19 protein-coding genes are annotated in these 23,029 nt (G+C 43.6%); 10 read left to right on the top strand and 9 right to left on the bottom strand.

The window, feature by feature from the left end; genetic code table 11:
* Nucleotides 1–139: 139 nt before the first annotated feature.
* The 3 genes from glgA to topA form a co-directional block, all read right to left on the bottom strand.
* Entirely contained in the window at nucleotides 140–1,594 is a 1,455-nt protein-coding gene (gene glgA / locus CWO27_RS02155; RefSeq protein ID WP_107898499.1) for a glycogen synthase GlgA, read from the bottom strand.
* Nucleotides 1,584–2,813 carry a glucose-1-phosphate adenylyltransferase gene (gene glgC, locus CWO27_RS02160; protein WP_080582251.1) on the bottom strand — a complete coding sequence of 410 codons (1,230 nt, stop codon included), beginning with the start codon at nucleotides 2,811–2,813 and terminating at the stop codon, nucleotides 1,584–1,586. Before glgC ends, glgA begins: the two co-directional genes overlap by 11 nt.
* 523 nt (nucleotides 2,814–3,336) lie before the next feature.
* On the bottom strand, nucleotides 3,337–5,967 hold the full coding sequence (topA, locus tag CWO27_RS02165) for a type I DNA topoisomerase (RefSeq protein ID WP_017062103.1): 2,631 nt from the start codon (nucleotides 5,965–5,967) through the stop codon (nucleotides 3,337–3,339).
* Between the two features lie 439 nt (nucleotides 5,968–6,406).
* Here topA and CWO27_RS02170 point away from each other — a divergent pair, with 439 nt between their 5' ends.
* Entirely contained in the window at nucleotides 6,407–6,652 is a 246-nt protein-coding gene (locus CWO27_RS02170; RefSeq protein ID WP_017062104.1) for a YciN family protein, read from the top strand.
* Nucleotides 6,653–6,697: 45 nt separating this feature from the next.
* Here CWO27_RS02170 and aroA read toward each other — a convergent pair whose 3' ends face one another.
* Nucleotides 6,698–7,978, bottom strand: coding sequence for a 3-phosphoshikimate 1-carboxyvinyltransferase (gene aroA / locus CWO27_RS02175; RefSeq protein WP_048659670.1), 1,281 nt, complete (start codon nucleotides 7,976–7,978; stop codon nucleotides 6,698–6,700).
* Nucleotides 7,979–8,140: 162 nt separating this feature from the next.
* Nucleotides 8,141–8,596, bottom strand: coding sequence for a glycine zipper 2TM domain-containing protein (locus tag CWO27_RS02180; RefSeq protein WP_102432694.1), 456 nt, complete (start codon nucleotides 8,594–8,596; stop codon nucleotides 8,141–8,143).
* A gap of 53 nt (nucleotides 8,597–8,649) precedes the next feature.
* Here CWO27_RS02180 and aat point away from each other — a divergent pair, with 53 nt between their 5' ends.
* From aat to infA, 3 genes are all read left to right on the top strand, one after another.
* On the top strand, nucleotides 8,650–9,360 hold the full coding sequence (gene aat, locus CWO27_RS02185; protein WP_048659672.1) for a leucyl/phenylalanyl-tRNA--protein transferase: 711 nt from the start codon (nucleotides 8,650–8,652) through the stop codon (nucleotides 9,358–9,360).
* A complete protein-coding gene (locus tag CWO27_RS02190; RefSeq protein WP_102432693.1) occupies nucleotides 9,360–10,058 on the top strand; it encodes an arginyltransferase in 699 nt (232 codons plus the stop codon). The genes aat and CWO27_RS02190 overlap by 1 nt, the downstream gene beginning before the upstream one ends.
* Nucleotides 10,059–10,139: 81 nt before the next feature.
* Nucleotides 10,140–10,358, top strand: a complete 219-nt coding sequence (gene infA, locus CWO27_RS02195) for a translation initiation factor IF-1 (RefSeq protein ID WP_001040192.1) — start codon at nucleotides 10,140–10,142, stop codon at nucleotides 10,356–10,358.
* 216 nt (nucleotides 10,359–10,574) lie between these two features.
* On the opposite strand, the gene clpA is transcribed toward infA, so the two are convergent.
* Nucleotides 10,575–12,848, bottom strand: coding sequence for an ATP-dependent Clp protease ATP-binding subunit ClpA (gene clpA / locus CWO27_RS02200; protein ID WP_102432692.1), 2,274 nt, complete (start codon nucleotides 12,846–12,848; stop codon nucleotides 10,575–10,577).
* A 39-nt stretch (nucleotides 12,849–12,887) separates the two neighbouring features.
* Nucleotides 12,888–13,208 carry an ATP-dependent Clp protease adapter ClpS gene (gene clpS / locus CWO27_RS02205; protein ID WP_004737430.1) on the bottom strand — a complete coding sequence of 107 codons (321 nt, stop codon included), beginning with the start codon at nucleotides 13,206–13,208 and terminating at the stop codon, nucleotides 12,888–12,890.
* A 585-nt stretch (nucleotides 13,209–13,793) separates the two neighbouring features.
* Between clpS and cspD the strand changes: the two genes are divergently transcribed.
* Nucleotides 13,794–14,015 (top strand): cold shock domain-containing protein CspD, encoded by a 222-nt coding sequence (gene cspD / locus CWO27_RS02210; protein ID WP_004736548.1) that lies wholly within the window; start codon nucleotides 13,794–13,796, stop codon nucleotides 14,013–14,015.
* A 329-nt stretch (nucleotides 14,016–14,344) separates the two neighbouring features.
* On the opposite strand, the gene CWO27_RS02215 is transcribed toward cspD, so the two are convergent.
* Nucleotides 14,345–16,570, bottom strand: coding sequence for an NADP-dependent isocitrate dehydrogenase (locus tag CWO27_RS02215; RefSeq protein ID WP_048659679.1), 2,226 nt, complete (start codon nucleotides 16,568–16,570; stop codon nucleotides 14,345–14,347).
* A gap of 319 nt (nucleotides 16,571–16,889) precedes the next feature.
* Here CWO27_RS02215 and CWO27_RS02220 point away from each other — a divergent pair, with 319 nt between their 5' ends.
* Entirely contained in the window at nucleotides 16,890–17,618 is a 729-nt protein-coding gene (locus tag CWO27_RS02220) for a pseudouridine synthase (RefSeq protein ID WP_107898500.1), read from the top strand.
* 136 nt (nucleotides 17,619–17,754) lie between these two features.
* On the opposite strand, the gene CWO27_RS02225 is transcribed toward CWO27_RS02220, so the two are convergent.
* On the bottom strand, nucleotides 17,755–18,762 hold the full coding sequence (locus CWO27_RS02225) for a porin (RefSeq protein ID WP_048659681.1): 1,008 nt from the start codon (nucleotides 18,760–18,762) through the stop codon (nucleotides 17,755–17,757).
* A gap of 517 nt (nucleotides 18,763–19,279) precedes the next feature.
* Between CWO27_RS02225 and dinG the strand changes: the two genes are divergently transcribed.
* The 4 genes from dinG (at nucleotide 19,280) to rsmS (ending at nucleotide 22,993) form a co-directional block, all read left to right on the top strand.
* Entirely contained in the window at nucleotides 19,280–21,355 is a 2,076-nt protein-coding gene (dinG, locus tag CWO27_RS02230) for an ATP-dependent DNA helicase DinG (protein WP_107898501.1), read from the top strand.
* A gap of 127 nt (nucleotides 21,356–21,482) precedes the next feature.
* Nucleotides 21,483–22,262, top strand: a complete 780-nt coding sequence (locus tag CWO27_RS02235) for a sulfite exporter TauE/SafE family protein (protein WP_048659683.1) — start codon at nucleotides 21,483–21,485, stop codon at nucleotides 22,260–22,262.
* Nucleotides 22,263–22,284: 22 nt separating this feature from the next.
* The gene (locus CWO27_RS02240; protein WP_102432534.1) at nucleotides 22,285–22,833 is read left to right on the top strand and encodes a primosomal replication protein; all 549 of its coding nucleotides are present in this window, start codon (nucleotides 22,285–22,287) and stop codon (nucleotides 22,831–22,833) included.
* Entirely contained in the window at nucleotides 22,823–22,993 is a 171-nt protein-coding gene (rsmS, locus tag CWO27_RS02245; protein WP_107898502.1) for a pleiotropic regulatory protein RsmS, read from the top strand. Before CWO27_RS02240 ends, rsmS begins: the two co-directional genes overlap by 11 nt.
* Nucleotides 22,994–23,029: the final 36 nt, after the last annotated feature.

Genomic DNA, 23,029 nt, shown 5'->3' on the forward strand with positions numbered 1-23,029 from the left:
AAATGAGTTTGCAAGCTTTGTCTTCGTAAACGTGATGTGCTCTGACCAGGAAATAAAAAAGGCACTCTACGATTAGAGCGCCTTCATTTATTGCGAGCTGTTGTTGTCCGCTAGCTAATTTTAATGCTAAGTCAACAAGTTAAAGTGCTGAATGGTACATAGTGAGGTATTCTTTAGCCGCATCTTCCCAACTAAAATCTTGCTGCATCGCATAAAGCTGGACACGCTTAATTTCAGATGGGTTTTGTGCATAAAGCAATAATGAACGATGTAACACAGCTAATAGCGCTTGCGGTTTTGGCTCTTCAAAAGCAAACCCAGTCGCGACTTCAGGATCCTCATCGTAATCATTCACGCTGTCTTTTAAACCTCCCACAGAACGAACAATCGGCAAAGTACCGTAAGCCATGCTGTAGATTTGGTTTAAACCACACGGTTCAAATTCCGAAGGCATCAAGAAGAAATCAGAGCCCGCTTCAACCAAATGCGCAAGTTCATTATTGTACGCTTCTACGAACGAGAACTTATCTGAGTGAAGTGCTGATACCTCTTTCAATTGACTCGCCAAAACCGGATCGCCAGTACCGACAATCACGATCTGAAGGTCATTTTTCAAAAACTGTTCGATGATAGGCAGTAAGTAATGAACACCTTTCTGATTCGTCAGGCGACAAACCATGCCATAAACCGCGCAATCGGCAACGGGTAAACCCACGTCTTGTTGCAGCTTTTGCTTACAAGCTGATTTTCCGCGAGCCATACTATGCTTGGTCGCTTTGTATTTACGAGGAAGGAAAGCGTCTGTTTCCGGGTTCCAAGCACCGTAATCACAACCATTCAAAATGCCGAAAAGATCCGCAGATCTGTGTTGGAATTCTGCTGCCATACCATGGCTACCTAACTCCGTTTTCAACTCTTCTGCATAGGTAGGACTTACTGCGTTCACCTTATCTGCGCACATCACGCCAGCTCTTAACATAGTGACATGAGTGTCACTTACTGAAGCTTCCGGCACATTGTAGCTGTGCATCTCAGGTAGGAATTGCAGTTCGTCGTATGCAAACACACCTTTGAAAACCGCATTGTGAATCGAGATAACACTGCGCGTATTTTCAAAGAAATCGTGTTGTTGATAACGCGATTTAAGCAAGAAAGGTACAAAACCAGTATGCCAGTCGTTTGCATGAATGATATCCGGTTGAAAACCAAGCTTAGGAAGCATATCAAGACAGGCTGCACTGAAGAACGAGAAGCGCTCTCCGTTATCAGCATAAGCTTGATTGTTTTCTGCGTACATTTCTTGACGGTCGAAATATTTGGCACATTCAATACCAAAAACTGGAACGCCTTCTACGCTCAGTTTTTTAACTTGGTAAGCCGTATGAGGCCAATGATCGAGTTCAGTCGATAAAATAACTTCTGCTGAATCAATGTTTGGAATATTTCTATATGCGGGGATAGTCACTCGAACGTCCTGTTCGAGTGTTTGCAACGCTTTCGGTAGTGCCTTGGCTACATCAGCCAAGCCACCACTTTTAATCAAGCCTTCAACTTCAGACGCTACAAAAAGTACCGAGAGAGTCTTAGTAACCAACTCGTGCTCCTTTAGAAATCACTACAACACCATCGTCAGATACGTGGTAATGCTTTTTGTCTTCTGTCAGATTCACACCAATCTGTGTACCCGGTGCGATATCTGCATCTTTATCAATGATAACGCGGCGCAGGATACAACCCTCACCCACTTTTACATCACCGAGTAAGATACTTTCGCTAATATCACACGCTGATGCGATATTGCTGCGGAAGCCCAATACACTCTTTTCAATACGCGAACCACGTACATAACTACCGCTACACACAAGGCTATCAATGATCTGAATTCGACCATTTGCCGAATCAGTAAACGTAGCTGGTGGCAGTGGCGGGTAATAAGTGTGTAGAGGCCATTTACGGTTGTATAGCGAGAATGGCGCATCTTTCTTAAGAAGGTCCATATGCGCTTGCCAGTACGCGTCAATCGTACCTACATCGCGCCAGTAAACTTCTTCTTTCTCACCAGTAATACGGTTGGTGCTGAAGTCATAAACAAACACATCACCACGTGGGAACATGTTTGGAATAATGTCTTTACCGAAATCGTGTGTCGAACCTTCTCTATCAGCATCTTCCGTTAGTTCAGCAAAAAGCTCTTTCGCTTCGAACACGTAGTTGCCCATTGAAACGAGCGCTGATTCTGGATCGCCCGGAATCGACTTCGGATTTGCAGGTTTCTCTTCAAAGCCAATCATACGGCCATCAGCATCAACCTCGATAACACCGAATTCTGATGCTTCAGCAAGCGGCATGCGCAAAGCTGATACTGTTAGCGCTGCTTTCTTTTCTTTATGGAAATCAAGCATCTGTTTGATGTCCATTTTATAGATATGGTCTGAACCAAAAATACAAACTTGATCTGGTTCTTCCAGCTCCATAAAGCCCATGTTTTGGTAGATAGCATCTGCTGTGCCTTCATACCAACGCTTTCCTTTACGCATTTGCGCAGGAATTGGGTCGATAAAACGGTCTGTTATACCACTGATATTCCAACCTTTTTTCATATGGTGGAACAGTGATTGTGACTTAAATTGTGTCAATACGTAGATCTTCATCAGATCAGCATTAACGAAGTTGTTCAGAGCGAAATCAATTAAGCGGTAACTACCACCGAAAGGAACCGAGGGTTTGCTGCGAGATTCAGTTAAAGGTCTTAAGCGTGAGCCTTCACCACCAGCAAGAATCATTCCCAATACACCAGCCATTTTATTCTCCATATATCTATAGCTTGTCGATGTTAGTACTCGTAGAGGTATCTTCCTCTGGGGGATGAGCACCAACACTTATTTCGGTATTTAGCGAATATCCATTCACATACAGTGACAATATCCTAAGCCAAACGTTGTTATGTGTGCACTATTCTTTGCACTTGGTTTTATATACGTTATCGACTTTTCGGCCGAATTCAATTTTTAATACGCCATTCTGTGGTACGTAAGCTGATTGCTTTCCTAAGACTTAAAGCAGCTCACATTACACCGTGCGGGCGAAACATTACATTAACACCCGACACACATCAGGTATACAACTAAACACTGATCTGTGAGTTACAATATTTTAATTAAGTTACATTCTCGTTAAAGTTACATAAGAAGATGTGATTAATTACCTTTATTTATTTTACAGTGTGAATTTAATAAATTCTCGTCGACGAAACACCAAATCAACACGTTGCATATTTAGTCATATTGAGATCAAAAAAAGCAGCCATTAGGCTGCTTTTTCATCAATAACGTTCAGTTACTTCTCTTTAGGTTTTTTACGCTTATCCGTAACTTCCCACTTACCGTCGATGTACAACGCAGTCCAACCGGACGGTTTTCCATCTACTTCAGTACGAACGTAGTTTTCTTTGGTCTTACGACTAAAACGAACCACTGTCGGCTTACCATCAGGGTCAGCAACTGGTGCTGATGCTAGGTATTGAAACTTAGGTGAGATACGGTCTTTAAAGCGAACCAGCTCTTCCACTAACGGTGCACGCGTTTCACGTGATTTAGGGAAGTTGCTCGCAGCCATAAATAGACCAGAAGCACCGTCACGAAGAACAAAGTACGCGTCTGAATTTTCACACGGAAGTTCAGGGAAATGTACCGGGTCTTCTTTCGGTGGCGCAACTTCACCATTTTTCAGAATCTTACGAGTGTTCTTACAGTCTTCACTCGTACAGTCCATGTATTTACCAAAACGACCGTTCTTCAGAACCATGTCAGAACCACACTTGTCACACTCAACAAGTGGACCATCGTAGCCTTTCACTTTAAATTCGCCGTGCTCAACCACATAACCTTCACAGTTCGGGTTATTACCACATACGTGCATCTTACGCTTATCATCGATTAGATAAGCATCCATTGCCGTTTCACAAATAGGACAACGCTTTTTAGCTCGAAGTGCTGCTGTTTCAACGTCTTCTTCAAGCACGTTGATAATGCCTTCTTCATCACCAAGGTTGATTGTTGTCTTACAACGCTCTTTTGGTGGAAGTGCATAGCCAGAACAACCAAGGAATACGCCTGTCGAAGCCGTACGAATACCCATTTTACGGCTACAAGTCGGACACTCAATATCAGTTTCCACGATATGATTTGGCTTCATGCCACCAGCGTCTTCGTCTAAATCAGCTTTTTCCAAATCGCCAGTAAAGTCTTCGAAGAAGTTATCTAGCACGCCTTTCCAGCTTGCTTCGCCTTCTGCGATTTGGTCCAACTTCTGCTCCATACGAGCAGTGAAGTCGTAGTTCATTAGGTCGTTAAAGCTACCATCTAGACGGTCAGTAACAATTTCACCCATCTTCTCAGCATAGAAACGACGCTGTTCAACTTTTACATAACCGCGGTCTTGAATCGTCGAGATGATTGATGCGTATGTTGAAGGACGACCAATACCACGCTTCTCAAGCTCTTTAACTAGCGCCGCTTCAGTGAAACGAGCCGGTGGCTTGGTGAAGTGCTGTTTAGGGTCTAGCGCGATCAGGTCAAGCTTATCGCCGATCTGAACTGCTGGAAGGATCGTATCTTCGTTCTTACCCATTGGACGCTGAACACGAGTCCAACCATCAAATTTAAGGATACGACCTTTCGCTTTTAACGTGTACTCATCTGCTTTAACGCTTACTGTCGTTGAATCGTATTGAGCTGGCGTCATTTGACACGCTACGAATTGATTCCAAATTAGCGAGTAAAGCTTGTGTGCGTCTGCGTCTACGCCGTTTAGGTCTTCCGACTTAACATCTACACTTGAAGGACGAATCGCTTCGTGGGCCTCTTGAGCGCCCTCTTTGCTGCCGTATACAAGTGCTTTAGGTGGAAGATATTGCGCGCCGTACTCAGAACCAATGTATTCACGAGCGGCTTCTACAGCTTCTGAACTCAAGTTAGTAGAGTCAGTACGCATATAAGTAATGTAACCCGCTTCATACAAGCGTTGAGCCAGCATCATGGTTTTCTTTACGCCATAACCAAGACGGGTACTCGCAGCTTGTTGCAGCGTCGACGTGATGTAAGGTGCAGACGGCTTACTCTTGGTTGGGCGGTCTTCACGTTTACATACTTCGTATTGCGCTTTTTCTAAAACGCTAACAGCAGCTTGTGTTTGCGCTTCATTTTCAGGTTTAAACGCAACACCGTCTTTCTGCGCTACTTGCAGTCTAAAATCGGTTTTCTCTGCTGTTTTAGTATCAGCATGCACATCCCAGAACTCTTCAGGGATAAAGGCGTTGATCTCGCGCTCACGCTCTACCAGTAGTTTTACCGCTACTGATTGAACACGGCCAGCGGATAGGCCTCGTGCTACTTTTTTCCAAAGCAGAGGTGACACCATAAAGCCAACAACACGGTCCATAAAACGTCGTGCTTGTTGAGCGTTTACGCCATCGATGTTTAGCTCGCCTGGTGTTTCGAAAGCTTGTTGAATAGCATTCTTGGTGATTTCGTTAAAAACCACTCGCTTGTATCGCGTTTCATCGCCGCCGATGATCTCACGAAGGTGCCATGCGATAGCTTCTCCTTCGCGGTCCAAATCGGTTGCGAGATAAACATGGTCTGCGTTCTCAGCAAGTTTTTGCAATTCAGCAACGACTTTTTCTTTACCAGGTAGGATTTGGTAGTTCGCTTCCCACTCTTTATACGGGTTAATACCCATCTTTTTGATAAGAGCTTTGCGATCTTTTTCTTTTTTGATACGAGCTTTATCTTCTGGGCTCATACCCTTGGTTGAAACTGCAGCAGCCTTTTGACCAGTACTTTGACCCGCCGTTGGTAAATCACGAACGTGACCTACACTCGACTTAACGACAAAGTCTTTGCCAAGATATTTATTGATAGTTTTAGCCTTGGCTGGCGACTCCACTATAACGAGCGATTTACCCATATTGACTCTAACGTCCTTAATCACGATGCTTCAGCACCAACAATTTAGCTTGTGGGCTTTTACGCATGATATTCTAAATTCATTGCTTCTTTTTTTACTATTGTGCGAGATTACTAGAAGATCAACCGCTTTTTTCAAAATTGGATCTGATCGCTCGACAATTCGACGACTCACAGATAAAAGGGTCACAATATAAAGAAGCTATAAAGTACTCACTAAGAATACTTGCAAGAGCCTATTCATCAGGCATTACGTCTAAACGGGCTCATACTAAGCTTGTCCGCGAATCTAACGCGAGCCCCATTCAATTATTTTTGCCGTAAATCACAAAATAAATTGTGGATGTTTGAAAAGACTCTCTTAATCGGTTGTGAAATCATTGAATTTCTAGTTCGACACCATAAACTCAACGTTATATTCAGTTATCAGAGATAAACTCATGACAAAGAAAGTAATAGCAGAATTTGATTTACTGCTTATCGCAAACCAAATTATCCAATCACATGATGACTACATTGAAGGCATGCGCGCAAACAGCGTAGTAGAAAAAGACGATGTACTCGTCTTCAAAGGTGAATACTTCTTAGATAGCAATGGAATGCCGACCGAGAATACAACCGCGGTATTTAACATGTTTAAATACTTAGCGCACCACCTTTCGAAAGAATTTACAATTCAGCAATAATTAAAAAGCTTGCCATTTAGGCAAGCTTTTTTAGTTCCTGAACCTTTACTGGCTCAGCATTTTCAACTTATCGAAGTAATCAGGGAATGTCTTTGACGTACAACCTGGATCATTAATCGTCACAGGCGTATCGCTCAAAGCAACCAGCGAGAAACACATAGCCATACGGTGATCATCGTAAGTATCAATCGCCGCGTGAGTCAGTTCAGCCACAGGGTTAACAATGATGTAATCTTCACCCTCTTCAACCTCGGCTCCGACTTTACGTAGCTCTGTTGCCATTGCCGCCAAGCGATCTGTCTCTTTCACACGCCAGTTGTAGACATTACGGATTGCCGTTGTGCCTTTCGCAAACAATGCTGTTGTCGCAATAGTCATCGCAGCATCTGGAATATGGTTATAGTCCATATCAATGCCTTTCAGCTCGCCACAACGAGAAATAACATAGTCGTCACCCCATTCGATTTCCGCACCCATTTTCTCAAGCGCATCAGCGAATTGGATATCACCCTGGATACTGTTTTTACCAATACCAGTGACCTTAATCTCACCACCTTTGATAGCAGCAGCTGCAAGGAAATATGACGCAGATGATGCATCACCTTCTACTAAGAAGTCGCCCGGAGCTGTGTAAGATTGCCCTGTCGGAATCACGAACTCTTGGTAGTCATTATTGATCACGTCCACACCAAATTGTTTCATAATGTGTAGCGTGATATCGATGTAAGGTTTAGAAACTAATTCACCGTCAATTTTGATGGTCACTTCGCCTTCCGCCAGAGGTGCAGCCATCAAAAATGCAGTCAAAAACTGGCTAGAGATAGAACCGTCGATTGAAACCGTACCACTCTTCAGGCCTGTACCTGTGATCTTCAATGGTGGATAGTTTTCGTTCTCTAAGTATTCAACGTCGGCACCGGCTTCTCTCAGTGCCGTTACTAAGTGGCCAATTGGGCGCTCTTTCATGCGCGGCTCACCAGTCAGAACGTATTCACCGCGACCTAAACATAGTGCAGCCGCCAGCGGACGCATCGCCGTACCCGCGTTACCTAAGAAAAGCTCTAGAGCTTTATCACTTGAGAATGCACCACCAACACCTGTCACTTCACAAACGGTTTTGTCTGCAGACAACTGGTAATCAACACCTAGCTGCGTCAATGCATTCAACATATGACGAATATCATCACTGTCTAGTAAGTTTGTTAGGCGAGTGGTTCCCGTAGAAAGTGCAGCCAAAAGAAGTGCACGGTTGGAAACACTTTTTGAACCAGGTAGGTTAACTTCCCCGTTCACTTTTTGAATTGGTTGTAACGTAAGGCTTTCCATTAAATCTTATAGTCCTTGTACCACCCGAAGTCACTGGCGCGTATTTATTTTCGGGTGATGAATAATTCTTCGTACTTGCAGACTAACGAACTTTTCCAACGAACTCCAGAGCTAATCCCGCTCAAACCGATGATTAATTAGCCAATCAATTGCATTTACATACTAGTACGCGATGTCAACTCGAACACCATCTGAAAAATAGAGAATTCGTACATCATCGCCTCGGTTGAACAACATCGAGTTATCGACATCTTGGATGATGTTGACCAACTTGTCGTCTTTGGTTTTGACCAGTAACTCGACCAGTTTGTACTCAACTTTATACTGTGTGTTACCTCGGTTACGAGCAATACCCGCACCTGCTACTGCACCGACAGCTGTCGCCACTTCTTTACCGGTGCCGCCGCCAAACTGATTACCAATCAAGCCACCAATCGCCGCACCTAATAAGGTTTCCCAACCATTCGCTTTCGATTCAACGATCTCTTGTTGAGTGATGTATCTAACCGTATCGATCTCACCATAAACTACTTCGTTCACTGGTCGAGCTTCGTTTCTGTTGTAAGCTGCATTTGCCAACATAGGCAAAACAAGTAAAATCCAAAGCAACTTCTTCATGGTAAAACTCCTAAAGACCTCTTGGTCAGTGATTAATCTGTAATGCGGTACTTATGACTATATACCTAACCGAACTTGATACTACTAGTATAGAGTTTCCTTCGCCCTTCGACGCGCTTGATGAACCCAACGGTCTGCTCGCCTTCGGTGGTGATTTATCACCAATGCGAATTTTAAACGCTTATAGCCAAGGGATATTTCCATGGTATGGCCCAGGTGAGCCTATACTTTGGTGGAGCCCTGCACCGCGAGCGGTATTTAATCCTAAGACATTCGAACCGTCAAAAAGTCTTAAAAAGTTTCAAAGAAAACACAATTATCGTGTCAGCATCAACCAAGCGACGGACAGAGTAATTGGTTATTGCTCTTCACTAAGACCCGAAGAAGAAACTTGGTTAAACAGCGACATGCAGTTAGCCTATCGCAAGCTCGCTTCATTAGGTTTCTGCCACTCGGTTGAGGTTTGGCAAGACGATAAACTGATCGGCGGGCTTTACGGCTTACAAAGAGGCCAAGTCTTTTGCGGTGAATCGATGTTTAGCCTGAAGACCAATGCCTCTAAAATTGCGCTGTGGTATTTTTGTGAACACTTTACACAATTCGGCGGACAACTGATTGATTGTCAGGTCATGAACCCTCACTTGGAATCCTTAGGCGCTATCGAGGTTGATAGGGATGAATTCCTAGGTTCTCTGCAATTGCTCAAAGAGTTCTCCGTTGACGATGCATGCTTTCAAACCCAATGGCTAAAGGAAATGCCTTAATGAATCCAGATTTACAACAAATCAGAATTGGATTAACAGACAACCACGCTTGCAGCTACTTACCTCACCTAGAAGAAAGAGTGGCGGTTACGCTTGACGAACACATGCACACCTCAGATAACTATGAAGTTCTGCTTGCGAATGGATTTCGCCGCAGTGGAGCAACCATTTATAAGCCACATTGCGATAATTGCTCAGCATGCCAAGCTATTCGGCTTTCAATCCCAGAGGTCAAGCTTTCCAAAAGCCAGCGACGAATCCTTAACAAGGGAAAATCACTGCGTTGGGAGCTGAAAGATGAAATGGATGACAACTGGTTTGACTTATACAGCCGCTATATCACCGCTCGTCACCGTTCGGGAACCATGTACCCACCTAAGAAAGAAGAATTTCTACAATTCTCACAAAATGAGTGGCTTACAACAAAGTTTATGCATATCTACGACGAGAACAAGTTGGTCGGTATCGCCGTAACCGACATCATGTCTCACTGTACGAGCGCGTTTTATACTTTCTTCGATCCTGATATCGACATTTCGATGGGAACACTTGGCGTTCTATTTCAGATCCAACATGCCCAGAAAGAACAAAAACAATGGTTATATTTGGGTTATCAAATCGATGAATGCCCTGCGATGAACTATAAAGTACGATTTCAACGTCATCAAAGGCTAGTAAATCAGCGGTGGCAAGGGTAGAATACGCGACAACTTTACATATTTTGATTTTAACGGCACAATCAAGCCGTTGAAAACCGCCAAATTTCGAAAGAGGATTAGATGGCTAAAGAAGACGTAATCGAGATGCAAGGCACTGTCCTTGATACTCTACCAAACACAATGTTCCGTGTTGAGCTTGAAAACGGTCACGTAGTGACAGCACACATCTCTGGTAAAATGCGTAAGAACTACATCCGTATTCTTACTGGTGATAAAGTAACTGTTGAGATGACTCCATACGACCTTTCTAAAGGCCGCATCGTCTTCCGTGCTCGTTAATTATTAATTAGCGAATACAATAAGAAGCGGAGCTTAATGCTCCGTTTTTTATCGCCTGAACATCGCCCTTTAGCAAAACCTATCTCGCGCATCTCGCATCTCGCATCTCGCATCTCGCATCTCGCATCTCGCATCTCGCATCTCGCAAGCATAAAAAAAACGCACAACCTAAGTCATGCGTTTTATAGTTAAACTCTTGAACGTTCTAACAATCGGTTAGTGCATAACCTCTTCTTTTGCACCAACATAGATGAAGTCAAGCTCGTCTTTCTTCAGAGATACTTTCACCGTACCGCCATCAACCAAGCTACCAAACAGCAATTCATTCGCAAGGGGCTTCTTAAGCTTCTCTTGAATCACACGTCCCATAGGACGAGCGCCCATGGTCTTGTCGTAGCCTTTGTCTGCCAGCCAGTGACGAGCATCTTCAGAAACCTCTAGAGATACGCCACGTGCGTCCAGTTGAACCTGAAGCTCAACAATGAACTTGTCGACTACTTGGCTAATCACGCTTGGATCCAAGCTGTTGAACCAGATGACGTTATCAAGACGGTTACGGAATTCAGGAGTAAACACCTTCTTGATTTCGCCCATCGCATCTGGTGCATGATCTTGTTGGATCAGGCCGATCGATTTCTTCTCAGTTTCAGCCACACCCGCGTTGGTTGTCATCACTAGAATCACGTTACGGAAATCCGCTTTACGGCCGTTGTTATCTGTTAGTGTGCCGTTATCCATCACCTGCAGTAGCAGGTTGAAGATATCTGGGTGAGCTTTTTCAATTTCATCCAGTAACACAACAGAGTGTGGGTTCTTGATTACGGCGTCAGTTAGCAGACCACCTTGATCGTAACCGACATAACCAGGAGGAGCACCAATCAAGCGGCTCACAGAATGACGCTCACCGTACTCAGACATATCAAAGCGCAGAAGCTCAATACCCATCAGTTTAGACAGCTGAACGGTAACCTCGGTTTTACCTACACCAGTAGGTCCTGCGAATAGGAATGAACCAACCGGTTTATTGTCAGCACCCAATCCAGCACGGGTCAGCTTGATCGCTTCGCTCAATACGTCGATAGCTGGGTCTTGTCCGAACACCAACATTTTCATGCGGTCATCCAGTTTCTGCAGCGTATCTTTGTCTGAAGATGATACTGATTTTTCAGGAATTCGCGCCATTTTCGCAACCATTGACTCAATATCAGCCACGCTTACCGTTTTCTTACGACGGCTTGCAGGTGCCAAACGACTGCGAGCGCCCGCTTCATCGATTACGTCAATCGCCTTATCAGGAAGGTGACGTTCATTGATGTATTTAGCTGACAGTTCCACAGCAGCACGCAACGCTTTGTTGGTGTAGCGCACTTCGTGGTGAGCTTCGTATTTTGGCTTCAAGCCAATCAGAATCTTAGTCGTATCATCTAGCGATGGTTCAATAATATCGATTTTCTGGAAGCGACGAGCTAAAGCACGCTCCTTCTCAAAAATACTGCTGTACTCTTGGTACGTTGTTGAACCGATACAGCGCAATTTGCCGCTGCTTAGTAGCGGTTTAATTAAGTTTGCCGCATCAACCTGACCACCAGAGGCAGCGCCAGCACCAATAATGGTGTGGATCTCATCGATGAACAGAATCGCGTCTTCTTCTTTCTCGAGTTGCTTAAGAATCGCTTTAAAACGTTTCTCAAAGTCACCGCGATATTTCGTCCCTGCTAACAGTGAACCGATATCTAGAGAATAAATTACGCTGCTCTGAATGATTTCAGGCACTTGTCCTTCAACAATGCGCCATGCAAGGCCTTCCGCGATGGCAGTTTTACCTACACCCGCTTCACCCACTAACAGAGGGTTGTTCTTACGACGACGACACAGAACTTGGATAGTACGCTCTAGCTCTTTGTCACGACCGATTAATGGGTCAATATTACCTTGCTTCGCTACTTCGTTAAGGTTGGTCGCGAAATTTTCTAAACGGTCTTCAGAATTAGCTTCTTCAGCATTTTCTGCACCACCAAATGAATCAGATGATGAAGGGCTGTCGCCTTCGTTGCTCGCTTTGGTAATACCGTGTGAGATGAAGTTAACAATATCTAAGCGACTAATGTCGTTTTTCTTAAGAAGATATGCCGCGTGAGATTCTTGCTCACTAAAAATAGCCACAAGTACATTAGCACCTGTTACTTCGCTGCGACCTGAAGATTGAACATGAAAAACAGCGCGTTGAAGTACTCGTTGAAAGCTCAACGTAGGCTGAGTTTCGCGAGTTTCGTCGCTTTCAGGGATAAGTGGGGTCGTTTGATCGATAAAAATATCGAGCTCATTGCGAAGAGCATCGAGATCAGCCTGACAAGCTTTGAGCGCTTCCTTGGCCGCATCATTTTCTAATAATGCTAGTAGGAGGTGTTCGACAGTCATGAATTCATGTCGCTTGTCTCGCGCACGAGCAAATGCGCCATTTAAACTCGTCTCTAATTCTTTATTTAGCATAAGTACCTCCTAAGGGAACAACAGTGTTGTTCGAGCAATTTATACTTGCTCCATTGTACATAGTAGCGGATGCTCATTTTCCTTTGAGTACATCGTGACCTGCGCTACCTTTGTTTCCGCTATTTCAGCACTGTATGTGCCGCATATAGCTTTACCTTCATAATGAACCTTGAGCATCACTTCCGTTGCTTTTTCGATATCTAGTGAGAAGAATCGCTCTAGGATCTCGATTACAAAGTCCATGGGCGTGTAATCATCGTTATTTAACACAACGTTATACATCGCCGGTGGCTTTACTTTTGTTGCTTCTTTCTCCAGTAAATCTGAGCCTGGAGATGCCCATTCAAAGTTTCTGCTCATATCGCTTTGCTAAGGGTTATTTTTCGGAAGTCGTGAGTGTTTACCTAACTCAAATTTACCACATTCACGCTTTACGGTGTACTAAGAAACTGCACCGAGAAACAGTACCAAAAAATATTCCTCTATACTGAGCCTAATCCACCATTTCCATCGCTGCAAATAAAAGATCTCGATTAACAGGATTAACATATGTGATTGATTAAAAAGACGCCATAACTATTGATACTAACGATAAGATCACTGCTAAGTTACTATTTAGTTAATAGTTTGCAGTTAATCTCGAATGTGATTTGTTATTAAAATTGATCACTTTTATACCAATTTACTATTGACTGTGCTCAATCATTAGCTACATTGGAGCTAAAAGGTTTTTTAATACATTTTTGCAACATGATTTAAGATCAGTAACACGCTTCAAAAATTAACAATAAGGAATAATTACGCAGGGTAGCGTTAATTTCCGTAAGCAATGTACGAGATTCAAGCTATTAGCTGAAATTCTTTAGCTGGTAGGAATGATATCAATCGCACTTACAACAATTGATATAACAACGTTAGTAACAAAATGCATGAGGGATGTATAGCATGGCTACAGGTACAGTAAAATGGTTTAACAATGCCAAAGGGTTTGGCTTTATTTGTCCAGAAGGTGAAGACGGCGATATTTTCGCGCACTACTCCACAATACAAATGGAAGGTTATCGAACCTTGAAGGCGGGTCAGCAGGTCGACTATGAAGTAGAAAGTGGACCTAAAGGCTCGCATGCTAGCTCCGTTGTTCCTGTAGAAGGCAGCGCCGCAAAATAGGCGAATGCCAACTCATGTTAACCTCCGTCAATCTTCATTAAAGGCTGACTGGTAAACAGAATATTGAAACCGCTCATTTAATACCTGTAATACAGGATTACGTGAGCGGTTTTTTCGTTTTGGGATCTCTAAAGTTGCTCACTAAACAATTCGTTTGAGGATGTACTCTTATTAAGTTAGATCTTAGGAGTATTATAGATGAACAAAAAAGACGCTTTAACGTTGTCGTTAAAGCGTCTTTGGTTTTGACTTTATCTATGACTTATCTGTCAGACTAAGCAACTCGTTCGCAAATCACGTTCATGACTGACTAACGGTGAACCCAATCACTATGCATCAATAAACGCGTTTAGCGTTGAGCTTGGGCGCATTAGTGTTGAAACCAATGCATCGTCAAGTAGGTAGTAACCACCTAAGTCGCCAGCCACACCTTGAGCGTTGTTCAGCTCTGCAACAATAGCTTCTTCACTTTCAGCTAGTTGACTTGCCACACCTGCGAATTCAGCAGCAAGATCAGCATCAGCCGTTTGCTCAGCAAGCGCCTTAGCCCAGTAAGCTGCTAGGTAGTAATGGCTACCACGGTTATCAAGCTCACCTACTCGGCGTGAAGGAGACTTGTTGTTATCAAGGAACTCACCCGTTGCTTTATCAAGCGCATCAGCAAGAACTTGTGCTTTAGCGTTACCTGTTACTACGCTCAGGTGCTCTAGAGATGCAGCCAATGCCAAGAATTCACCTAGGGAATCCCAACGCAGGTGGTTTTCTTTCTCTACTTGTTGCACGTGCTTAGGAGCAGAGCCGCCAGCACCTGTTTCAAACAGACCACCACCGTTCATTAGTGGAACAATCGATAGCATCTTAGCTGATGTACCAAGCTCTAGAATCGGGAACAAGTCTGTTAGGTAATCACGTAATACGTTACCAGTAACCGAAATTGTATCTAGGCCTTCTTTGATACGAACCAGTGAGTATTGAGTCGCTTCAAGTGGAGCAAGGATCTTAATTTCAAGACCATCGGTATCGTATTCAGGAAGGTACGCTTCAACTTTCTTAATAAGCTGAGCATCATGTGCACGAGACGCATCTAACCAAAATACCGCTGGAACACCCGATGCACGAGCACGCGTTACCGCAAGCTTAACCCAGTCTTGGATTGGTGCATCTTTAACCTGACACATACGGAAGATATCGCCTTCCTCTACGTCTTGCTCTAGAAGCACAGCGCCTGCAGCGTCAACAACTTGAACCTGACCAGCAGCTTCAAGGATGAAAGTCTTATCGTGAGAACCGTACTCTTCGGCTTTTTGAGCCATCAAGCCAACGTTTGGTACGCTACCCATCGTTGTTGGATCGAACGCGCCGTTCTCTTTACAGAAATCAATAACCGCTTGGTAAATGCTCGCGTAGCTACGATCTGGGATCATTGCTTTGGTATCTTTTTGCTTACCTTCTGGATCCCACATTTGGCCAGAAGAACGCAACATTGCAGGCATAGATGCGTCAACAATGATGTCGCTTGGTACGTGTAGGTTAGTAATGCCACGGTCCGAATCAACCATCGCTAATGGTGGCTGCGTCTCGTATACCGCTTGTAGATCAGCTTCGATTGCTTCTTTTTGTTCTTGAGGAAGCGCTGCAATCTTCGCGTAGACATCACCGATGCCGTTGTTAACATCAACACCTAACTCTTCAAATAACTGACCGTGCTTAGCGAATACGTCTTTGTAGTAAACCTTAACCGCGTGACCAAAGATCACTGGGTCAGATACTTTCATCATGGTTGCTTTCATGTGAAGAGAAAGCAGTACGCCTTGCTCTTTAGCCGATGCGATTTCTTTTTCAAAGAATGCAACTAAAGCAGCCTTGTTCATCACTGACGCATCAATGATCTCTTTATCTTGCAGTGCAAAAGCTGGCTTCAGTGTTTTCTTTGCGCCATCTTTGCCAACGAATTCGATGCTAACGTCTGTAGCACCTTCAATGGTTACTGACTTTTCACTACCGAAGAAGTCTTTGTCGTCCATACTTGAAACGTGCGACTTAGAATCTGCAGACCATGCACCCATTGAGTGTGGGTTCTTCTTCGCGTAGTTTTTAACTGAAAGTGGTGCACGACGGTCTGAGTTACCTTCGCGCAATACTGGGTTTACCGCACTACCCTTGATCTTATCGTAAGTCGCTTTTACTGCTTTCTCTTCGTCAGTGTTTGCTTCTTCTGGGTAGTTTGGAAGTGCGTAGCCTTTTGACTGTAGTTCTTTGATTGTTGCTTGCAGCTGAGGTACAGATGCAGAGATGTTTGGAAGCTTGATAATATTCGCTTCAGGTGTCTTAGCCAATTCACCTAGTTCTGCTAATGCATCACCAATACGTTGCTCTTCGTTCAAGTAGTCAGGGAAGTTGGCAATAATGCGCCCTGCAAGTGAAATGTCGCGAGTATCAACGTTAATACCAGAAGAAGCCGTAAAAGATTGAATGATTGGCAGCAGAGAGTAAGTTGCTAGCGCCGGAGCTTCGTCTGTAATGGTATAGATGATCGTTGGTTTTTCAGTAGGCATGAAATTTCCCTATAGTTCTTACAAGCTCACTTGAATAGTGAGAGTGTTATAAATTGACCAGTAAGCCACTCTAAAAGTGAAAACTGCTTACTCGATAGTCGTACTCTATCTTATTTTTCATGCAATCTAATGACCGCATGAACCAAATCCGTGAGTGCGTTGTTATAATAAAACACGTAGGTATAATTAAACAAATCAGGCTCAAGAGTCCATAAACTTGTTCTATTTTGTGTCTTTTAGGCGCGCAAATGATAGCTCAATTCCGTTTCAGTGAAAACTTTTCAGCACACTTCGTTTACATTTTTGCAAGGTAGTTAACATGTCTACTCGCTCACGCAGCGCATCTCATTCAGACAAACCGGCTCGTTCTGACGCCAAATTAAAACAAAGCGGTAATAGACAGAACCGAAGCAGTGATAAAAATAACACTGGCAGTTCGTACAAAAAAACGCACTCCAGTAAGCACCGATATAAAGGTAAACCTACCAATGCGAAACCTAAGGTGGCACTCGAAGATCGCAAAGTAATTCTGTTCAACAAGCCTTTCGATACTCTCAGCCAATTTACAGATGGCGAAGGGAGAAAAACGCTAGCTGACTTTATTCCAGTGAAAGACGTTTATGCTGCAGGTCGCCTTGACCGCGACAGCGAAGGGTTAATGGTCTTGACCAATGATGGGATATTTCAAGCGAAGCTCACTCAACCCAACTCAAAATCCCCAAAGACTTACTGGGTACAGGTTGAAGGCGCACCTTCTGAGGAAGATTTAGATAAATTGAGAAAAGGTGTCGAGCTAAAAGACGGTATGACACTGCCTGCTCAGGTTGAGGTGATGTCTGAACCTGTTGTGTGGGAAAGAACCCCGCCAGTGCGTTTCAGAGCGGCAATACCGACAACATGGTTAGCGATTACTATCATTGAAGGGCGTAACCGTCAGGTAAGACGAATGACAGCAAATATCGGCTTCCCTACCCTGCGACTTATTCGCTATTCAATGGGCAACATGAACGTGGAGCAACTTCAGCCTGGTGAGTGGAAAGAAATCTAAAATTACAGTACAGAGAATGTAAAATGGCCGCTAAGTTAGCGGCCATTTTTATATGCGTTGATAAATATCAGACACAAAAAAGCCAGTCATCAGACTGGCTTTTATCAACATTTAACAATTACTAATTAAGTAACTATTAGAAGCTGTAGAATGCAGCAGCGAATACGTAAGTTTCTTCGTCGTTACCGTCACCAGCATCAAGGTCTTGAAGAATATCGATACCCATATCTACGCGGTCGTTAAGTGTGTACATTGCAGCAACGTTTACGCGAGAGATGTCTTTGTCAGCTTTGCCATCTTCAGTAGTAGAGTTAGCGTTGTAACCAGCGGCAAGAGTTAGTTGCTCAGTTACTGGGTAACCGGCAGATAGGTAGTAGCCAACTGTTTCTAGGTTAGTAGTGTTCTTAGTAGCTGTTTTGTCGTCTGAACCATCGTTAATCCAGAAGTTAACACCTAGGTCTAGCTCACCAACTTTAGAGTTACCAGATACAGAGTAAACTTGGTAATCAGCTTCGTCACGAGTTTCGTAACCACCGTAAACATTTACTACTTCGCTTTCAAAACCAACGTAACCGTTCACGCCTTTATCAGCAGCAGAGTGGTCGTCATCAGTTTCGAAGTAAGAGATACCGTAAGCGAAACCTGAAGTAGCGCCTTGGAACTTAACTACGTTGAATGCATCAGAAGCATCACCAGCAGAAGAACCGAACTCGTAAGTCATGTCGCCAGCGCCATCAACTTTATCAAGAGCAGTGTCGTTTTCCCAACCGAAAGATGCAACACCAACACCAGTGTCAAAACCTAGCCATGCTTTATCAACGTCAGTACCGAATTCGTTTTTAACGCCGAAGCCGTTGTCGTTTTCGTCAGTTGTCCAGTTAAGTTCGAAATCAGTTTCGAAGTAACCAACTAGGCGGTTGTTTTTGTAGCTAACTGCTAGAGTAAGAGCTGTTGCCCAGTCATCATACATAGCGTTAGTTTTAGTATCGTAGTAACCACCAAGACCAAGTGAACCAGAAACAGAGAACTGTTCTTTGTGCATTGGGTCAAATTCAAATGTTGGTTTTGCGTTGCCTAGGCCTACGTTCGCGAAAGCTGAAGTTGAAGCTGCTGCGATTGTTAGCGCTAATAGAGTCTTTTTCATAATAAATCCACTGCCTTTTCTAAGAATGGGAGATCCTTGCCCGGTTCCCTTTTTTTATTTTTTGCGACTGGTCATTACCACTCTTTGTTGGTTAATCACCGTCACTAAATTTCGAGGTCTAGATTGCAAAAGATTATCCTGCGTGTCAAATAAACTAAAAACAAACCTAAAAAAAACACAAAACAATTAAAATCAATAACTTACATTTTTTTTCATCATTTTACGAGCAGCTTATCCTTAGTTTTATCAGCAAATATAATAATCCAAAAAATGTAACAAACAGAACTTAAAACCACAAATAGTTCACAATGAAGCCAAATTTCAGAATTTAACACCTACAAGCCAGTCTTTTTTAATATTTATATTTCGCAACATAAATAAAATAGTTAAGTTCCTGATGGTTCAGTTTTTTTTTGTGAACAAGATCTACCTTTGATTCAAAAGCAAGCTATTTCGCCGTAAATGTACCGACTAGTGATATGTGCTACTATCCTCGCTCCGCTACGTAGGTCACAGTATGCTAACTACTAAAATTCAAAATTCTATTCGCACCAGTTATCAAAACCTCCAAGATCAGTTGGACAACTTTGTACCTAGACGTGCTCAAAATTACCTTGTTGCAGAAATAGCGAAGACACTTTGTGGTCAATACCACAAAAGTAATCGCATGATCGTTGCAGAAGCCGGGACAGGGATCGGCAAATCACTGGCTTACTTAATGGCAACGATTCCTGTTGCAGTACTCAACAATCGAAAAATCGTCATTTCAACGGCGACGGTTGCACTTCAAGAACAGCTCGTAAATAAAGATCTCCCTCTATATAGAAGACTGACTGATAGAGAGTTCTCTTTTATACTCGCCAAAGGCAGACAGCGTTATTGCTGTGCCGAGAAACTAGCCGCTGCTTGTGGGGTTGATGGTGGTCAGATGGCTATGTTCGAATCCAAGCCAAAGCAAAAGGACATCGAACAATTACAAACCATGTACCGTAGCCTAACCCAAGGTAAATGGGATGGTGACCGTGATTCATGGCCAAAGCCGATTGATAACATGATTTGGCAAATGATTGTCAGTGATAAGCATAGTTGTAACAACAGCATGCCAACTCACAGAGACTGTCCTTTCCAAAAAGCACGCTCAGAATTAGATAAAGCAGACGTTATCATCGCTAATCACAGTTTAGTGATGGCTGATGCAGATCTAGGTGGCGGTGTGATACTGTCAGAACCTGAAAATAGCATCTATATCTTCGATGAAGCACACCACTTACCACACGTAGCCCGAGATCACTCTTCTGCGGCGGCAAGTCTAAAAGGTGCCGCTTCATGGTTAGAGCGTTTAAACCAATCGATAACCAAACTTTCAGGCTTAGCGGACGAAAAGCGAGTGGGTCGATTTAGAAATGAATTGCAGGATTCTGTACAACAGCTGATTCCTACTCTGACTCAGCTAAGCAAGCAGTTTGACGCCACCCATTTTGAAGATGGATTGTACCGTTTTGAACATGGTGACTTACCTGAGTGGCTAGAGAATGAATCTAAAGATCTCAAGCAACTCACACAAAAGGCGAGCCAAGCGGTTGCGAAGATTGCAGACCTTATTGCTGAACGTGTTAAAGATGGAGAACTTTCAGCAAAATTAGCCGAGCCCGCACTTGCTGAAATCGGCTTCTATATACAAAGAACAGAAAACCTTGCGCAGGTTTGGCGCTTAATGGCCGAGCCTAAACGAGAAAAAGGAGCCCCTTTGGCGCGCTGGCTTGAACTCAATAAAGAGAGCGAAGGCGATTTTGTTGTCAATGTTTCACCACTCGAAGTTGGCTGGCAGCTTGACCAACAGATTTGGAGCCGTTGTGTCGGTGCGGTGCTTGTTTCCGCGACCATGAGAGCACTCAACTCCTTCAGCTTTTTCTGTCACCAAGCAGGAATCAGTCAAAAAGAAGACGATGGCGTGCAGTTTCTGGCTTTGGCATCACCGTTTGATTATCAGAATCAAGCAGAGCTGATCGTGCCAGCTATGAAATACGAACCGCAAGCGCCTCAGTTTACCGAATATCTTATTGAAATTTTGCCTAAGGTAATAGAAGACAACAAAGCCAATCTCGTTCTATTCTCTTCTTACTGGCAAATGAATAAAGTTGCAGAAGCTTTGGCAATAGATTTCGTTAAAAAGTCATGGGCTTTACAGGTTCAAGGTGATACTTCACGCACCGAAATCCTAAAAAAACATAAAAAACTCATAGACCAAGGTAAAACAAGCGTTCTTTTTGGAACTGGCAGCTTTTCAGAGGGTCTTGATCTACCTGGAGAGCTTCTTGAAAACCTAGTTATTACTAAGATTCCTTTTGGCGTTCCTACGTCACCTGTAGAACAAGCACATTCAGAATATATTGAATCACGTGGCGGTAATCCTTTTATGCAGATTACTGTTCCAGAAGCGAGTAAAAAGCTTATTCAATCTGTCGGTAGACTACTGCGTAAGGAACGAGATTCTGGTAAAGTCACGATCCTTGATAGACGCATAGTCACGAAGCGATACGGGAAATCCCTACTCGACTCACTACCGCCTTTTAAAAGAACAATAAAATACTAATTTTCCTACCCGAAAGGTAGTTATGGGCCAGTTATCGCTAGGCCCTGCATTCACAACCCAACATGATTAATCCATCGATTATTCGTGTGGCTGCCCTAACAGCCGATAACGAGAACACTAGCTATTTATGGAAATGATTGAGCCAACCATGTTGGTTATCCTCGCTCTGGTTGCATTTGCAGCGGGCTTTATTGATGCCGTCGCCGGTGGTGGTGGGATGTTAACCGTTCCAGCTTTACTGTCGCTTGGCCTGCCGCCACATATCGCGCTAGGGACGAACAAGCTCGCTGCAACGTTTGCCTCATCGACAGCGGCTTTTACTTACTATCGCAAAAAGCTATTTAAGCCAGAATGTTGGATCAATGCATTCATCGCCACCTTGATAGGTGCAACAATTGGTACTTTAACAGTTGATGCAATCAGCACTGAGTGGTTAGAGAAAGTACTACCATTAGTTATTCTTGCTGCAGCGGTCTATACCATTTTTCACAAGACGCCGAATGCCAATCACAACGTGTCACCGAAACCTTGTCCTGTGCTGAAGAAAAAGCAAAAGTACCAAGGATTCATTCTGGGCTTTTACGATGGCGTCGCAGGCCCGGGAACTGGCGCGTTTTGGACAGTAAGTTCTATGGCTCTTTACCGCCTAAATATCTTGCTTGCTTCAGGCCTATCCAAAGCAATGAACTTTACCAGTAACTTCACTTCTTTAGTGACCTTTGCAATTCTTGGTCATATTGATTGGGTTCTTGGTTTAACCATGGGTGTTTGCTTAATGGCCGGAGCGTTTGTAGGGGCACACTCTGCAATTCGTTTTGGTGCGACGTTTATACGACCGGTTTTTGTTACAGTTGTAAGCGTACTTGCAATTAAACTGGCTTACGAAGCGTGGTTTGTAAACTTATAGCCACCAACAAACGAGAAGCAAAATGAATCAGTTTTCAAAGCTAAAAAGCGTTATTGATACCTTGATTGGCCATTGCTCTCAGGTCGATAAGTCTCGTGGCGCTTATCATCAAGCACTGTTTGATAGAGCCTTGTTTAAGTGTGGAGCATCGACTCTTCTTCCTTATGCCCTTGAAACTCAGGCAACTTATAACACCATTATTCGTGAACAGAGCACCAATCAACTCACTTCATCACGAGCGAATTACCTGACTGAAAGGCTGACCAACCAGATTGCAGCGATTCAACGAGAGTTAGCCAATCACGATTTGCGCCTAGACAGGAAAAGTAAATCAGGAAAAAGCTTAAACGACTTATACAACGAACTCGCACAACACCAAGATTGGCAAAAGCGGCTCGTCGATTTAGTTCAAACACGAAAGTTAGCGTTTGATTCAGCGCCACGCCACCATAAGAAAAAAGCGGAAGAGGCTTGGCAACTCGCAAAAGAACGATTGGAACGCTGTGAGGACTCAATGAAGAACATTGAGAGATTGATTAACTTAGAGAACCCTACGCGAAATGAGCACTGATAACACATCATCACCACTGGATAACGCACCTGAAGAAGTTAAGTTAGCTGTCGACTTGATCTACTTACTCGAAAGCAACGAGATCGACCCAAAGGTGGCGTTAGAAGCAATTAAGATTGTCCAGCAAAATTTACAAGCCAAACTAGCATCTAGCATCTAGCATCTAGCATCTAGCATCTAGCATCTAGCAAAAAAT

Origin of the sequence: Vibrio sp. 10N.286.51.C3 (assembly GCF_003050065.1) — a bacterium.
Classification (GTDB): Bacteria; Pseudomonadota; Gammaproteobacteria; order Enterobacterales; family Vibrionaceae; genus Vibrio; species Vibrio crassostreae.